The organism is Bacillus sp. ISL-55, assembly GCF_018613155.1.
Classification (GTDB): Bacteria; Bacillota; Bacilli; order Bacillales; family Cytobacillaceae; genus Mesobacillus.
The window spans coordinates 26998-43335 of sequence record NZ_JAGGQU010000001.1; the positions used below are offsets into that span (position 1 = coordinate 26998).

Sequence of the window (16338 nt, forward strand, 5' to 3'; positions counted from 1 at the left end):
ATGAAATGCGATGAGGCTAGCAGTAGATGCGATGGGCGGAGACAATGCACCAAAAGAGATCGTCCTCGGAGCAATGAAAGCTATTGGAAAATATAATGACATACATATCGTGCTAATCGGCGACGAGAGTAAAATCAGGGAGCATCTGACGAATGAAGAGAGGATTGAAATTCATCATACAGAAGAAGTAATCCTCGGAACAGATGAACCTGTCAGAGCAGTGCGCCGAAAGAAAACAGCATCAATGGTCCTTGCAGCCCAGCTAGTTGCAGACGGAAAGGCAGATGCCTGCATTTCTGCCGGAAACACAGGAGCATTGATGGCTGCTGGTTTGTTCGTGGTTGGAAGAATAGAAGGGATCGAAAGGCCGGCACTTGCGCCGACTCTCCCTACAATTGGCGGAGAAGGTTTCCTGCTTCTTGATGTAGGAGCTAATGCTGATGCTAAGCCTGAACATCTCGTCCAATATGCGATCATGGGATCGATTTACAGCGAGAAGGCAAGAGGAATCGCAAATCCGCGTGTTGGCCTGTTGAATATTGGCACAGAAGAAAAGAAGGGCAATGAGCTTGTACGTAACACGTATGAATTATTGAAGGATGCAGACATCAACTTCATAGGTAATGTGGAGTCAAGGGACTTGCTGGATGGAGTAGCGGACGTTGTAGTGGCAGATGGCTTTACCGGAAATATGGTCCTGAAGACGATTGAAGGTACTGCAATGTCGGTGTTTAAAATGCTTAAATCGGCTTTGACTTCGAGTCTTAAAAGCAAGCTGGCTGCCGCTGTTCTTAAGCCGGACCTGACAGTGCTCAAAAATAAGATGGATTACACGGAATATGGCGGTGCTGGTCTTTTCGGCCTTAAGGCTCCCGTCATCAAAGCTCATGGATCATCTGACGCAAATGCGGTGTTTAATTCGATCCGCCAGGCGAGAGAAATGGTTGAAAAGGATGTTTCCGGAACAATCAAGGCTGCCGTAGAAAAATGAGAAAGTGAAAAGTAATAGAAGTTGTGAACATAAAATAACGAGTTAAAGGGGAATCTTTCATGGGGAAAATCGCGTTTTTGTTTCCAGGACAGGGATCGCAGACAGTCGGGATGGGACAGGCCCTTGCAGATTCAGAACAATCAGTCTCAGAAACTTTTAAAAAAGCCGACGAGGTTCTGGGTGAAAGCTTAAGCAGCTTGATTTTTGAAGGGCCGCAAGAAAAGCTGACGCTCACAACAAATGCTCAGCCTGCTCTTTTGACGACTAGCATTGCCATCTTGAATTATTTCAGCCAGTTTGGGATCAAGCCGGATTACACTGCCGGCCATAGTCTGGGTGAATATTCTGCATTGGTCGCTTCGGGGGCTATCTCGTTCGAAGATGCAGTGTATGCAGTCCGCAAACGTGGTGAATTCATGGAAGAAGCTGTACCGAATGGAGAAGGAACCATGGCTGCTGTTCTCGGCATGGACCGCCAGAAGCTAGTGGATGTAACTGAAACAGTTTCAGCTGGCGGAAAACCTGTTCAGCTGGCTAACTTGAATAGTCCAGGACAAATCGTGATATCTGGTTCAAAAAGTGGTGTGGAAGAAGCTTCAGTAAAAGCAAAGGAAGCTGGGGCTAAACGGGTTATTCCTCTTGATGTCAGCGGCCCATTCCATTCAGCGTTAATGAAGCCGGCAGCAGAAAGATTTGAAGCTGTATTGGACAAAATTGCAATAAAGGATGCGACTGTCGCGGTGATTGGAAATGTAACTGCTGAACCTATGACAGAAGCTTCCGAGTTCAAAAAAAGACTGGTGGAACAACTTTATTCTCCGGTTCTATGGGAGGATTCAGTGTCGAAAATGCTGGAACTCGGCGTCGATACTTTTATCGAAATCGGCCCAGGTAAGGTTTTATCAGGACTGGTTAAGAAAGTTGACCGCTCGGCAAAGACGTTCGCAATATATGACGCAGAAACTTGTGCAGCAGCTGTTGCTGCTCTGAAGGAGGAGAAGGAATGAGACTAGAAGGTAAGGTGGCGCTGGTAACAGGTGCATCACGCGGGATTGGGCGTGAAATTGCTTTAGAACTTGCCAGGGAAGGCGCGTCTGTTGCTGTCAACTATGCAGGCAGTGAAGCAAAAGCGCTTGAAGTGGTTGATGAGATCAAAGCGATGGGACGAGATGCTTTTGCCATCCAGGCAGATGTCTCCAACTCGGAATCAGTGACGGACATGGCAAAAGAAACGATCGAGCGTTTTGGCAAGATTGACATACTTGTAAACAATGCGGGTATAACAAAAGATAATCTTTTGATGAGGATGAAAGAGTCCGAATGGGATGATGTAATTAATATCAATCTAAAAGGTGTCTTCTTGTGTACGAAAGCAGTTACAAGACAAATGATGAAGCAGAGAAGCGGCAGAATCATCAATATCTCTTCAATTGTAGGCGTTAGTGGAAATCCTGGTCAGGCAAACTATGTTGCTGCAAAGTCCGGAGTAATCGGCCTTACAAAAACAACAGCGAAGGAACTTTCAACAAGAGGTATTACAGTGAATGCAATAGCTCCAGGCTTCATTACGACAGACATGACCGATAAGTTAAACGAAGATGTAAAAACAGAAATGCTGAAGCAAATTCCGTTAGCCCGTTTCGGAGAGCCAAAAGACATTGCAAGAACAGTCATATTCCTGGCATCCGAAGACAGTGCATATATGACAGGCCAAACCCTCCACGTAGACGGCGGCATGGTGATGTAGGATATCAGGAAATAACCAGCGTAAGATTTATTGATAATTTGGACACTCTTTGGGTGAGAGTGTAATAATATTTCTTAGTTAAAAAGTTATTACAGCCATTTATTAATTAAATAAAATCAACTATAATGGCTTGAGGGGAGGTGAACAAGCATGGCAGACGTTTTAGAACGCGTAACAAAAATTATTGTTGACCGTTTGGGAGTAGAAGAATCTCAAGTAACTCTAGAGGCATCTTTTAAAGATGATCTTGGTGCTGATTCCCTTGATGTCGTTGAATTGGTTATGGAATTAGAAGACGAGTTCGACATGGAAATTTCTGATGATGATGCTGAAAAAATCGGTACAGTTGGTGACGCTGTTAACTACATAAATAGCCAAGTGTAATTGTTCGATTTACTAAGAAGCTCCGTTTTTATAAACGGGGCTTTCTTCTGTACATGGTCATCTCATATGAGCTGCCGGATTAGAACGTGTGTATGGCTATGGCGGTCATGGAGAAGAAGCCTGTTTATATCCGGCATATATTTTTATACGAAAAGCGCCCTTCCCCGCAAAAATAGCTTCTCTATAAAAAAACTCCCTGTGTTTTCCTTATAATTAAGTAATCTACTGGAATTAAGCCAAGTTTTTTTGCTTTATATACGTTTTTTTTTGTAAACTGTTATTAGTCTGTATTGTTTTGTAAAATGGATAATCATTTAAAACAGCAATTCATGCAATCACAGCTTTAAACTATGAGCAAGGTGGAGTAAATCATGCGCAACAATGGAAGAGAAAGAGAAAAAAAGAATATCCGCGCTAAGGAGCAGAAATTCAAAGAATTCCAGGACAATATTGGTATTCATTTTGATAGTGATAAGCTTTTAAAACAGGCTTTTACACATTCATCCTATGTGAATGAGCATCGCAGGAAGCCCCATGAAGATAATGAGAGGCTAGAGTTTCTTGGTGACGCTGTTTTGGAACTGACTGTATCCCAATTCTTGTATAAAAAGTATCCAATGATGAGTGAGGGTGAGCTTACAAAGCTGCGCGCAGCTGTAGTTTGTGAGCCGTCGCTGGTGGCCTTTGCCAACGAGCTGAGCTTTGGTGAACTCGTTTTGCTTGGCAAGGGAGAGGAAATGACGGGCGGAAGAACAAGGCCGGCTCTTTTGGCTGATGTCTTCGAGGCTTTCATCGGTGCCTTATACTTGGACAAGGGAATTGAAACAGTCACTACATTCCTAGAAGAAATTGTGTTTCCAAAAATCAATGACGGTGCTTTTTCTCATGTGATGGATTTTAAGAGCCAGCTTCAGGAACTCGTCCAGAGGGATGGTGCAGGCTCGCTTGAATACCGGATTATGAAGGAGATTGGTCCTGCGCACAGCCGTGAATTCGAATCCCGTGTCTTCCTTAATGGGCAAGAATTAGGAACAGGGACAGGACGCTCGAAAAAGGAAGCAGAGCAGCATGCTGCCCAGATGGCACTTGAAAAATTGAAGTCCCATATGGAAGCGAACATGGAAGCGGACGACAAAAAGCAATAAGGTATAGCACTTGAATCAAACATCATAGAAATAGTTTATCTGGAAAGGGAGAGCCATATTGTTTTTAAAACGATTAGATGTGGTCGGCTTTAAATCGTTTGCCGAGAGGATTTCAGTAGAATTCGTTCCAGGTGTGACCGCCATCGTAGGTCCTAATGGAAGCGGGAAAAGCAATATTACTGATTCCATCCGCTGGGTTTTAGGGGAACAATCAGCCAAGTCGCTCCGTGGCGCAAAAATGGAAGATATCATTTTTGCTGGAAGTGATTCGCGGAAGCCGCTGAATTTTGCGGAAGTAACATTAACCCTCGATAACGAAGATCAATCATTGCCGCTCGATTACAATGAAGTGAGCGTAACAAGGCGTGTCTACCGTTCAGGTGACAGTGAATATTTGATCAATAAACAGAACTGCAGACTTAAGGATATTGTTGATTTATTCATGGACTCCGGACTAGGCCGTGAAGCTTTCTCCATCATCAGTCAGGGCAGGGTTGAAGAAATTCTCAACAGCAAGCCGGAGGATCGCAGGACGATATTTGAAGAAGCTGCTGGTGTCCTTAAATATAAATCACGGAAGAAAAAAGCAGAAAGTAAGCTTTTTGAAACGCAAGAGAACTTAAATCGTGTAACAGACATCATACACGAATTAGAAGGACAGGTAGAGCCATTGAAGATTCAGGCTTCGATTGCTAAGGACTATCTACAGCAAAAGGAAGAGCTTGAACAGATTGAAGTTGCGCTTACTGCCTATGAAATTGAAGAGCTGCATGACCGATGGGAAAAGCTGTCCAAGCAGTTTGAACAGCATAAAGAAGATGAAATCAAACAGTCTGCTGTCCTTCAGAAAAAAGAAGCAGAAATTGAAAAAATGAGAGACCAGCTTGCCGCGCTTGATGAATCGGTAAGCGACTTGCAGAATGTGCTCTTGCATGCCAGTGAGGAGCTTGAAAAACTGGAAGGCAGAAGAGAAGTTCTAAAGGAACGAAAAAAGAACGCTTCACAGAACAAGGGTCAGCTTGAAAAGAATATCGAGGAACTTACATCTTCAGTTGCCTTGCTGGAAAAACAGAAGGCTGAGTACCAAGAATCTGTCACTGCATTATCAGCGGAAGCTTCTGCTCTTCAGACAGAACTTCAGGAGAAACAGGAGCAGCTAAAGCTATACAGTGAAGATGTCGAGCTTAAGATTGATTCAATCAAAAGCGACTACATCGAGGTGCTGAACGAACAGGCCGGCGCTAAAAATGAAAAAATCTATATTGAACAGCAGCTGCAGCAGCAAGCAGTAAAAGGGTCAAAGCTGGACAATGAAAATGATCGCTTTGTCTCGATCCGTGATGAAATCAATGAAAAGAAAGCAGAAATAGAGAAAAAGGTCGTTTCTTCTCAGCAGGAATTGGAGGATCAGGCAAGGATCTATTTCGAAGAACAGAAGAAGCTTGAATCTTTAAAAAATAACTATGAAAAGCAAGAGAAAACACTCTATCAGGCATATCAGTACCTACAGCAAGCTAAATCAAAAAAGGAAATGCTTGAAGAAATGGAAGAAGATTATTCAGGCTTTTTTCAGGGTGTAAAAGAAGTGCTGAAAGCCAGGGACACTCGCCTTCAGGGAATTGAAGGAGCGATTGCAGAATTAATCCATGTTCCTAAACAATATGAAACGGCAATTGAAACAGCTCTTGGCGGTGCAATGCAGCATATTGTCGTCCAAAACGAAGAAAATGCAAGAGCTGCAATTCAGTTTCTGAAGCAAAAATCCTTCGGCAGGGCAACCTTCTTACCTCTCAGCATCATCAAAGGCAAATATCTCGCCTCATCACAGCTCGCGCTTCTTTCGGGAAATAGTGCGTATATCGGCACTGCAGCTGATTTGATTCAATTCGATCAAAGATATGCTGAGGTCATAAAGAACCTGCTCGGCAATGTTGTGATTGCCAGGGACTTAAAGGGTGCCAATGAAATTGCCAAAATGCTGCAATATCGCAGCAGAATCGTCACTCTTGAAGGAGATGTTGTCAATCCTGGTGGATCTATGACTGGAGGGGCAGTAAAACAAAAATCAAGTTCATTGCTCAGCCGTAAAGGCGAATTAGAAGAATTAACAAATAAGCTGGCTGATATGGAAGAAAAGACAAATTTGCTTGAATCGAAAGTGAAGTCCTTAAAGTCTGAAACGCAAGCGAGTGAAGCCAGGTTGGAAGAACTGCGAAAAACAGGTGAAGAGCTTCGTTTTACGCAGCAAAGCTTGAAGGGTGACTTGCGGGAAGTGGAGCTGGAACAGAAGAATATCAATGAACGCTTATCGGTATATGATTCTGAAAAGACCCAGCTCGACTCAGACAAGGGGAAGCTGGCATCAAGGCTGGTTGAGCTCGACGGCTTATTAGCTAAGTATCGTCAGGAACTTGTTCAATTCGATAAAGAAATCGAGCGTCTGACTGAACTGAAGAACTCGAATTCTACGTCCAAGGATACTCTTATTACGCAAATTAGTGATCTGAAGATCAGCCTTGCATCCAAGAAAGAGCAGCTTTCCCATGTGAAGGAAAAGCTGGATTCTGCAGTTTTACAGGCAGAAGAGCAGTTCAAAAAATTAGAAATATTTAAAGAGGATTTATCTCTTCTTTCCTCTGAAATGACCGATAGCTCCTCCGGGGAAACGCAACTGGAGGAAGCAGCAAAAAGAAAGCTCCAGGATAAAAATGAAACGCTTAAGCTGATATCTTCAAGAAGAAATGAGCGGCTTGAGCTTCAGAATAAGCTTGAAGATCATGAGCTTGAATCCAAGGAGCTTAGGAGATTGCTTAAGGGCATTAATGAAGTGCTCAAGGACGAAGAAGTTAAGCTGAACAGGCTTGATGTAGAATTGGACAATAAGCTTGCCCATCTTCGCGAAGAATACCTGCTCTCGTTTGAAGGTGCAAAGGAACAGTATCCTTTGACAATTCCTGCTGATGAGGCAAGAAGAAGAGTAAAGCTCATCAAACTGGCGATAGAAGAACTGGGAACGGTAAACCTTGGTGCGATCGAAGAATACGAGCGTGTATCTGAGCGTTATGAATTCCTGTTGGAGCAGAGGAATGATCTTCAGGAAGCAAAGGACACATTATTCCTTGTCATTGAGGAAATGGACCACGAGATGAAAAAACGATTTGAACATACATTCACTGCCATCCGCTCACATTTTGAGTCTGTGTTCCAGGCGTTGTTCGGTGGCGGAAGAGCGGACCTGCGGCTGACACAGCCTGAAGACCTGTTGAACACAGGGGTTGAAATTGTCGCCCAGCCTCCAGGAAAGAAGCTGCAAAATCTCGGGCTATTATCTGGCGGTGAGCGGGCGTTGACTGCGATTGCTTTATTGTTCTCCATCCTGAAAGTCCGTCCGGTGCCATTCTGCATCCTTGATGAGGTTGAGGCTGCATTGGATGAAGCTAATGTATACCGTTTTGCTCAGTACCTGAAGAAATACCGGGAGGAAACACAATTTATCGTCATTACACACCGTAAGGGTACAATGGAAGAAGCTGATGTTCTTTATGGTGTAACCATGCAGGAGTCAGGAGTATCCAAGCTGGTATCCGTCAGGCTTGAAGATTCGAATGAACTTGTGAAAGCGTAAGAAAAGCGAAATCACCTTGTTCTGTCTCGAGGAGCCAAGGGCCGTAACTGGCCCGTTCTTGGAACGGAAAGAGTTAGTTTTGAATTAAAGTAGGAAGGCGATGGAACCATGAGTTTTTTTAAGAAATTAAAAGAAAAATTTACGACACAGACTGAGAGTGTCACAGAGAAATTCCGAGATGGCTTGACGAAAACCAGGGATAATTTCTCAAATAAAGTGAATGATCTCGTATCAAGATACCGGAAAGTGGATGAGGAATTTTTTGAAGAACTTGAAGAAATCCTGATTCAGGCTGATGTAGGCTTTGACACAGTAATGGAACTTGTCGAGGAGCTGAAAAAAGAGGTTAAGCGCCGCAACATCCAGGATACAAAAGACGTTCAGTCTGTTATTTCCGAGAAACTGGTTGATATCTATGAGGCTGGTGCTGATGATGACTCGTTCCAGCTGAACATCCAGGAAGATGAGTTGACTGTCATTTTGTTCGTCGGTGTCAATGGTGTTGGCAAAACCACGACAATCGGTAAGTTGGCCCATAAATTCAAAAGTGAAGGAAAGAAGGTCCTTCTTGCAGCAGGAGATACATTCCGCGCTGGAGCAATCGAACAGCTTGAGGTCTGGGGTGATCGCGTTGGTGTCGACGTCATCAAGCAGGCAGAAGGGTCCGACCCCGCTGCTGTCATGTATGATGCTGTCCAGTCAGCGAAGTCACGAAAGGCAGATATCCTGATTTGCGATACTGCCGGCAGATTGCAAAATAAGGTCAATCTCATGAAGGAGCTTGAGAAGGTAAAGCGTGTCATCGAGCGCGAGGTTCCGGGTGCACCTCATGAAGTCCTGCTTGTGCTTGATGCAACGACTGGCCAGAACGCCCTGGTCCAGGCTAAAACCTTCAAAGAAGCAACTGATGTGAGCGGCATCGTCCTGACTAAGCTCGATGGAACGGCGAAGGGTGGAATTGTCCTCGCAATCCGCAATGAGCTGAACATTCCAGTTAAATTTGTAGGATTAGGCGAAAAAATGGATGATCTTCAGGAATTCGATGCTGAAAGATATGTTTATGGACTGTTCGCTGACCTGGTTGAGGAAGAGGAAGCAGCGGAGGAATCTTGATATACCAACAAATCACTGTAAAGAACTTTTCTTGACAGGGAAGATAATCGTGTGTAAACTCTTAATGTAAAGGTATTTCACTTAACATGGGGGAATTCATATGCTTGAGAAAACGAACCGCATGAATTATCTGTATGACTTTTATCAGGCATTGCTTACTCCAAAACAAAGCAGTTATATGGCTCTATACTATCTTGATGACTATTCGCTCGGGGAAATTGCTGAAGAGTATGATGTTAGCCGGCAGGCTGTATACGACAACATCAAACGGACGGAAGCGATGCTCGAGGAATACGAAGAGAAGCTGTTGTTGTTTGAGAAATTCCAAAAAAGAAGTGAGCTTATTTCGCAAATGAAAGAGCTTATGAGCAATGGAGAAAACAACCGCGATTTAAATGAAATGATAGCCGAGCTTGAGAAATTAGACTAGGGAGGCACATTATATGGCATTTGAAGGATTGGCCGACCGACTGCAAAATACGATGCAAAAAATCCGCGGAAAAGGAAAGGTCTCGGAAGCGGATGTAAAAGAAATGATGCGAGAGGTCCGTCTGGCTCTGCTTGAGGCTGACGTTAACTTTAAAGTCGTAAAAGACTTCGTTAAGAAAGTCACTGAAAGGGCAATTGGCCAGGAAGTTGTAAAAAGCCTGACACCGGGCCAGCAGGTCATCAAGGTTGTTAAAGAGGAACTTACTGAGTTAATGGGTGGCGAGCAAAGCAAGATTGCTGCTGCAAATCGCCCGCCGACAGTCATCATGATGGTCGGACTTCAAGGTGCAGGTAAAACGACCACAACCGGAAAGCTTGCTAATCTCCTGCGTAAAAAATACAACCGTAAGCCATTGCTTGTAGCGGCGGATATCTATCGTCCAGCTGCCATCAAGCAGCTTGAGACGCTCGGCAAGCAATTGAGCATGCCGGTGTTCTCACTGGGAGACCAGGTCAGCCCTGTTGAAATCGCCAAGCAGGCAATTGCCAAAGCGAAGGAAGACCACAATGACTATGTCCTCATCGATACGGCAGGCCGTCTTCATGTTGACGAAAACTTGATGGATGAGCTTAAGCAGATCAAGGAGCTTTCAAAGCCTGATGAGATCTTCCTTGTCGTCGACGCAATGACAGGACAGGATGCCGTCAATGTTGCCCAGAGCTTCAATGAACAGTTAGGCTTGACTGGTGTTGTCCTGACAAAGCTTGACGGTGATACAAGAGGCGGTGCCGCGCTGTCAATCCGCGCTGTTACCAATACTCCGATCAAATTTGTCGGTCTCGGTGAAAAGCTTGATGCTCTAGAGGCTTTCCACCCTGAAAGAATGGCTTCAAGAATTCTTGGTATGGGAGATGTCCTGACGCTAATCGAGAAGGCCCAGGCAAACGTCGATGAAGAAAAAGCAAAAGAGCTCGAGAAGAAAATGCGTACAGCATCATTTACCCTTGATGACTTCCTGGACCAGCTTGGTCAGGTAAGGAAAATGGGACCGTTGGATGAAATCCTGAAAATGATGCCGGGTGCGAATAAAATCAAGGGCATGAACAATCTTCAAATCGATGAAAAACAGATTTCGCATGTCGAGGCCATTATTCAGTCTATGACAGCAAACGAAAAGACTCATCCTGAGATCATCAATGCCAACAGGCGGAAACGGATTGCAAAGGGAAGCGGAACCTCCATACAGGAAGTCAACCGTCTGCTCAAGCAATTTGAAGATATGAAAAAGATGATGAAACAGATGACGAACATGCAGCAAAAAGGCAAGAAAAAAGGCGGTTTCAAGATGCCGTTCAATCCTTTTTAACTTGTAAATTCAGGAATTTTCAGTCTGTAAAGAAAAAAACCTTTACAAGCTGTTTTCAATTTGATATTATTCTATCTTGTGTGAAACTATTCGGAGGTGCTTATTTAAAATGGCAGTAAAAATTCGTTTAAAGCGTATGGGAGCTAAAAAGTCTCCTTTCTATCGTATTGTAGTAGCAGATTCTCGTTCACCACGTGACGGTCGTTACATCGAGTCTATCGGAACTTACAACCCGGTTGCTCAACCAGCAAAGGTTGAACTTAACGAAGAGTTAGTTCTTAAGTGGTTGAACGACGGTGCAAAACCATCTGATACTGTGCGTAACTTGTTCTCCAAGCAAGGTATCATGGAAAAATTCCACAACGCTAAGCTAAGCAAGTAATTGTGGACACGCCCATGAAAGAATTAATTGAGACGATCGTGAAGCCACTTGTTGATTTTCCTGAAGATGTCCATGTAAATGAACATGAAGAGGATCAGCGCGTTACCTATAAGCTTTCCGTCAACAAAAGTGATATGGGCAAAGTAATTGGTAAGCAGGGACGCGTTGCAAAGGCGATTCGAACAGTAGTCTATGCAGCAGGTTCATCACAGCAAAAGAAGATTTTCTTGGAAATCGTCGAATAACAATCAGATGCAATAATACAATATGATTGTTTGAAAAGGGAGGGGTAACCCTCCTTTTTTCTATTTGTGGAAATTAAGGTATAATAGATAATTGATATATATAAATAACCAATAGGTTTAATCTTTATGAGCAGTCCTTGATGAGGGTCTGGGAAAACATGCTGTGATCAGGTTGGCTTTAAGGAGGAAATGCTTTGAAGGTACTGCAAACAATCATTGTCAAACAGGTGCTGACAGAAGAAAGCAAGGAAAGAATCCACCAAAAATATCACTCCAGAAAGCTTCAGCTGCAGAAAGAATGCGATCAATTGAGATTTGAATTGAAGAAGCTGGAAAAATCCAGAAAGTTTCCGCCTGAAACATTGAAGAAGCATTTTGAACAAGAAATTAAAGTCCATAAAGAAAAAATCAAGCTCCTGGATTTTCAAATAGAACAACTACATATTCTTCCGCTTGGGAGTGAAATTAAAGAAACGGAGTTGCAGGGTGTCGTCGATGTAAGTGTAGGTGACCAATGGGATGAGTTTCTTTCGGGAAAGACTATTATTGTGAAAGATGGCATCGTGGCCGAAATTCGCGAGAGGTGATTGAGAAATGGAAAAGTATTTTAATGTCGGAAAAATTGTAAATACACATGGGATACGCGGGGAAGTTAGGGTGATATCAAGGACTGACTTTCCTGAGGAACGGTACAAGATAGGGAATTCTTTACTTTTATTCATGCCTGGTTCAAAGGATCCGGAAGAATTGGTAGTGAAAAGCCATAGGACTCACAAGAATTTCAACCTGCTGACCTTTGAAGGTTTCGAAAATGTCAACGAGGTAGAAAGAATGAAGGGCGGCATCCTTAAGGTTCCAGAAACGCAGCGAGGTAAGCTGGAGGAAGGCGAATTCTATTTCCAGGATATTATCGGCTGTAACATGGTAACAACGGAAGGTGAAGAACTTGGCAAGGTAATCGAAATCCTCACTCCTGGAGCCAATGATGTTTGGGTTGTCAAAGGAGCAAATGGAAAAGAACTCCTGATCCCTTTTATCGAGGACATAGTGAAAAAAGTCGACGTCAAGGAAAAGCATATTGTAATTGACCCGATGGAAGGGCTTCTTTCATGATGAATATCGATGTCCTTTCCATTTTCCCAGAAATGTTCGAAGGCGTATTTGGCCAGTCGATCCTGAAAAAGGCTGCTGAAAAAGGGGCTGCACAATACAATGTCGTCAATTTTCGGGACTTTGCCGATAACAAACATCAGACGGTGGATGACTATCCATATGGCGGCGGTGCTGGCATGGTGTTAAAACCACAGCCGATTTTCGATGCTGTGAGTGATTTGAAGGAGCGTGCAGATAGCACTTCCCCAAGAGTGATTCTCATGTGCCCTCAGGGAGAACGGTATACACAGAAGAAAGCGGAAGAACTGGCAAATGAAGAACATTTAATTTTTATCTGTGGCCATTATGAGGGATATGATGAGCGGATCCGCGAACATGTCATCACCGATGAGATTTCGATCGGAGATTATGTACTGACCGGCGGAGAGCTTGGAGCGATGGTCGTCATTGACAGTGTTGTGCGTCTGCTTCCTGGTGTTCTGGGCAGCGAAGAGTCGCATATCCAGGATTCGTTCAGCACCGGCCTGCTTGAGCATCCCCACTATACAAGACCTGCTGACTTCCGCGGATTAAAGGTTCCTGATGTTTTGGTTTCCGGGAACCATAAACTGATTGATGAGTGGCGGATGAAAGAAAGCCTTAGAAGGACCGTGCAGCGAAGGCCCGATCTTCTCGAAGAAGCAGAGCTGACAGAGCAGCAGAAAAAATGGCTTGATGAACTGATAAAACTTAATGAATAATATTGCAGTCAGGCCCTGTTTATGTTAAGATACTTCTTGTGGCTAAAAGCAAACGTGCTGAATGCCGCTTATAACAATGTTCCGCTGCAATGAAAGTGTGCAAGAGCATTCGTGGGAGGAGTTGAAAACGATGCAACAATTAATCGAAGAAATCACAAAAGCACAACTTCGCACTGATCTTCCATCTTTCCGTCCTGGTGACACAGTACGTGTACACGTTAAGGTTGTCGAAGGAACTCGTGAACGTATCCAGTTGTTTGAAGGTGTAGTGATTAAGCGTCGTGGTGGTGGAATCAGCGAAACTTTTACAGTTCGTAAGATTTCTTACGGAGTAGGCGTTGAGCGTACTTTCCCTGTTAACACACCTAAAATTGCGAAGCTTGAAGTTATCCGTCGCGGTAAAGTACGCCGTGCGAAACTTTACTACCTGCGTAACCTGCGTGGTAAGAAAGCTCGTATTAAAGAAATTCGATAAGAATGAATGTCAAAAAGGAGCTTGCCTAGCCAAGCTCCTTTTTCATTCAAATTCTTTCCATGGCGATATGCAATATTCATAAAAACGGAACTTGATTTAAAGCTAATATTAAATTTATTTTAAAAATCATTGCCCATCGTGTTTATCTTGTCTGACTTATGTAAAATAAAGTTATGTACTCAAACAACATATATTTTGGAATGGTGGGAAAAGAATGGCCGAGAAAAAGAAGAATGAACTATGGGAATGGACGAAGGCACTTCTGATTGCTGTCGTGCTGGCAGCGGTTATTCGATACTTTTTATTTGCACCAATCGTGGTGGATGGTTTATCGATGATGCCTACACTCCACGACCAGGACCGAATGATCGTGAACAAGCTTAGCTATAAAGTTGGAGAGCCCGAAAGATTCGATATCATCGTCTTTCATGCACCCGAAAACAAAGATTACATAAAAAGAGTAATCGGCCTTCCAGGCGATAAAGTAGAATATAAAAATGACACATTATATGTGAATGGGAAAGCATATGAAGAACCATACTTGGAAGAATATAAAAAACAGGTGATTGATGGGCCGCTGACAGATCCTTTCACACTGGAGGAGAAGATCGGCAGGGAGACTGTACCTGAGGGCCATCTATTCGTTATGGGTGATAACCGCCGTTTCAGCAAGGATAGCCGCCACATTGGCACTGTACCTTTTGAAGAGGTGCTGGGAAAAACCAGCATCATCTATTGGCCTATTGAAGATATTCGTACAATAGACTAGGACATGACAAGATCCCAAAAGGCATACGGGAGATTGCTAAACAGATAGGAGGTGGCTGCTTTGACGATCCAATGGTTTCCAGGCCATATGGCTAAGGCTCGCAGAGAGGTCACGGAAAAATTAAAGCTAGTAGATGTCATCTTTGAATTGGTGGACGCGCGGATACCGTATTCGTCCAGGAATCCTATGATTGATGAAATCATCCAGCACAAACCAAGAATTGTTTTACTGAATAAAGCAGATATGGCGGATAAAGCCGTTACAGAACAATGGCTGCGCCACTACCGTCAAAAAGGAATTACCGCACTGGCAATCAACTCACAGGCCGGTACTGGTCTAAAGCAAATTGTCCAGGAGTCCAAGGTCCTTCTAAAAGACAAATTTGACCGCCTGAAATCAAAAGGTGTCAAGCCGAGAGCGATCCGGGCAATGATTGTCGGCATCCCGAATGCTGGTAAATCGACCTTGATCAACAGGCTTGCCGGTAAAAATATCGCTCAGACCGGGAATAGGCCTGGAGTGACGAAATCTCAGCAATGGATCAAAGTTGGTAAAGAACTCGAGCTTCTGGATACTCCGGGCATCCTTTGGCCAAAGTTTGAGGACCAGGAAGTAGGCACAAAGCTTGCAGTTACTGGGGCAATCAAAGATACGATTCTTAATCTGCAGGATCTCACTGTATATGCTTTGAGGTTTTTAGAGAAGCATTATCCAGAACGCCTGCAGGAGAGATATAAGCTTTCCGAGCTCCCTGAGGAGATTGTTGAGCTTTTTGATCAGATTGGCGATTTCCGCGGGTGCAGAATGCCTGGTGGATACGTTGATTATGACAAAGTCGCAGAACTTGTGATCAGGGAAATACGGACAGAAAAATTAGGTCCGCTATCCTTTGAACGACCTGAGGATTTGACCTCTGTGGAAGAAATAGAAAATGACACTCAAAAATAAAGGTCCTGAGTCCAGGGCCTTTATTTTTGATTTAAACTGCCGATACATAATAAAGAAGTATTACTAGGAGATTTTTATGGAGAAATATACAATTGGTGCAATTGAACAACAGCTTTTCGGGAAAAAGGAAGTAAACAAAGAATTTCTGAAATCCTTAAAAAAAGACAGTCGCAAGGGTGTACAAAAACTTATCCAGAAATGGGAAAGGCAGGAAGAGCAAAAGAAACAAGTCCATGAACAATTCGTCAACATGACTTCCTTTGAGAGGAAATATCGATCGGAAGGATTCAAGTATATTGCCGGGATTGATGAGGCCGGACGAGGACCTTTAGCCGGTCCAGTCGTTGCAGGGGCAGTCATCCTGCCGGAGAACTTTTATCTTCCAGGTCTCAATGATTCTAAAAAACTGACAGAATCAAAAAGGGATGAATATTTTGAGGTCATCATGTCTGAAGCCCTGGCTGTCGGAGTAGGTCTGATCAGCGCTGCGGAAATAGATGAAATCAATATCCTCCAGGCCAGCAAGAAAGCGATGCTTTCAGCGGTGAATCAACTAGAGATCACTCCCGATTTTCTTTTGATTGATGCCGTCAAGCTGGACACACCATATCCGTATGAAGCGCTGATAAAGGGTGATTCCAGAAGCATATCCATCGCGGCAGCTTCCATTATTGCAAAAGTAACGAGGGACAAGCTGATGAAAGAACTCAGTATCGAGTTCCCGCACTATGGATTCGGGGCAAATATGGGGTATGGAACCGCTGAACACTTAAGAGCTATCAAGGAGCATGGTGTCACAGATCATCACAGGAAGACATTCGCTCCCGTAAGAGAGTATATTCAGTAGAACTTGGTAAAGCAGGTG

Annotated in this window: 18 protein-coding genes; all 18 read left to right on the top strand. The window is 43.7% G+C overall.

The features are described 5' to 3' along the window. Positions 1-10 precede the first annotated feature (10 nt). Complete coding sequence (gene plsX / locus J7E32_RS00130) at positions 11-991, top strand: phosphate acyltransferase PlsX (protein ID WP_214901904.1); 981 nt, start codon at positions 11-13, stop codon at positions 989-991. 59 nt (positions 992-1050) lie between these two features. Continuing rightward, entirely contained in the window at positions 1051-1998 is a 948-nt protein-coding gene (fabD, locus tag J7E32_RS00135; protein WP_214901906.1) for an ACP S-malonyltransferase, read from the top strand. Then, on the top strand, positions 1995-2738 hold the full coding sequence (fabG, locus tag J7E32_RS00140) for a 3-oxoacyl-[acyl-carrier-protein] reductase (protein WP_214901907.1): 744 nt from the start codon (positions 1995-1997) through the stop codon (positions 2736-2738). Before fabD ends, fabG begins: the two co-directional genes overlap by 4 nt. A 150-nt stretch (positions 2739-2888) precedes the next feature. Next, on the top strand, positions 2889-3122 hold the full coding sequence (locus J7E32_RS00145; RefSeq protein WP_041964501.1) for an acyl carrier protein: 234 nt from the start codon (positions 2889-2891) through the stop codon (positions 3120-3122). Between the two features lie 371 nt (positions 3123-3493). Then, positions 3494-4267, top strand: a complete 774-nt coding sequence (gene rnc / locus J7E32_RS00150; protein WP_214901909.1) for a ribonuclease III — start codon at positions 3494-3496, stop codon at positions 4265-4267. Positions 4268-4325: 58 nt separating this feature from the next. Beyond that, complete coding sequence (gene smc / locus J7E32_RS00155; RefSeq protein ID WP_214901911.1) at positions 4326-7892, top strand: chromosome segregation protein SMC; 3567 nt, start codon at positions 4326-4328, stop codon at positions 7890-7892. 108 nt (positions 7893-8000) lie between these two features. Further along, positions 8001-9005, top strand: coding sequence for a signal recognition particle-docking protein FtsY (gene ftsY / locus J7E32_RS00160; RefSeq protein ID WP_214901913.1), 1005 nt, complete (start codon positions 8001-8003; stop codon positions 9003-9005). Positions 9006-9105: 100 nt separating this feature from the next. Beyond that, positions 9106-9435 carry a putative DNA-binding protein gene (locus tag J7E32_RS00165; protein ID WP_214901915.1) on the top strand — a complete coding sequence of 110 codons (330 nt, stop codon included), beginning with the start codon at positions 9106-9108 and terminating at the stop codon, positions 9433-9435. Positions 9436-9448: 13 nt separating this feature from the next. Then, positions 9449-10801, top strand: coding sequence for a signal recognition particle protein (ffh, locus tag J7E32_RS00170; protein ID WP_214901917.1), 1353 nt, complete (start codon positions 9449-9451; stop codon positions 10799-10801). A gap of 109 nt (positions 10802-10910) precedes the next feature. Beyond that, positions 10911-11183: a 30S ribosomal protein S16 gene (rpsP, locus tag J7E32_RS00175; protein WP_041964495.1), complete on the top strand. Its 273-nt coding sequence runs from the start codon at positions 10911-10913 to the stop codon at positions 11181-11183. A gap of 14 nt (positions 11184-11197) precedes the next feature. Next, on the top strand, positions 11198-11428 hold the full coding sequence (locus J7E32_RS00180) for a KH domain-containing protein (RefSeq protein WP_023614919.1): 231 nt from the start codon (positions 11198-11200) through the stop codon (positions 11426-11428). Between the two features lie 194 nt (positions 11429-11622). Continuing rightward, complete coding sequence (locus J7E32_RS00185) at positions 11623-12015, top strand: YlqD family protein (RefSeq protein ID WP_214901919.1); 393 nt, start codon at positions 11623-11625, stop codon at positions 12013-12015. A gap of 7 nt (positions 12016-12022) precedes the next feature. Further along, on the top strand, positions 12023-12541 hold the full coding sequence (gene rimM, locus J7E32_RS00190; protein WP_214901922.1) for a ribosome maturation factor RimM: 519 nt from the start codon (positions 12023-12025) through the stop codon (positions 12539-12541). Beyond that, entirely contained in the window at positions 12541-13281 is a 741-nt protein-coding gene (trmD, locus tag J7E32_RS00195) for a tRNA (guanosine(37)-N1)-methyltransferase TrmD (RefSeq protein ID WP_214902574.1), read from the top strand. The genes rimM and trmD overlap by 1 nt, the downstream gene beginning before the upstream one ends. Before the next feature lie 130 nt (positions 13282-13411). Next, on the top strand, positions 13412-13756 hold the full coding sequence (gene rplS, locus J7E32_RS00200; RefSeq protein WP_041964491.1) for a 50S ribosomal protein L19: 345 nt from the start codon (positions 13412-13414) through the stop codon (positions 13754-13756). Positions 13757-13970: 214 nt separating this feature from the next. Continuing rightward, positions 13971-14525 carry a signal peptidase I gene (lepB, locus tag J7E32_RS00205; protein WP_102262176.1) on the top strand — a complete coding sequence of 185 codons (555 nt, stop codon included), beginning with the start codon at positions 13971-13973 and terminating at the stop codon, positions 14523-14525. 60 nt (positions 14526-14585) lie between these two features. After that, positions 14586-15473, top strand: a complete 888-nt coding sequence (ylqF, locus tag J7E32_RS00210) for a ribosome biogenesis GTPase YlqF (RefSeq protein ID WP_214901924.1) — start codon at positions 14586-14588, stop codon at positions 15471-15473. Positions 15474-15549: 76 nt separating this feature from the next. After that, positions 15550-16320: a ribonuclease HII gene (locus J7E32_RS00215; RefSeq protein ID WP_214901926.1), complete on the top strand. Its 771-nt coding sequence runs from the start codon at positions 15550-15552 to the stop codon at positions 16318-16320. The last annotated feature ends 18 nt before the right edge of the window (positions 16321-16338 follow it).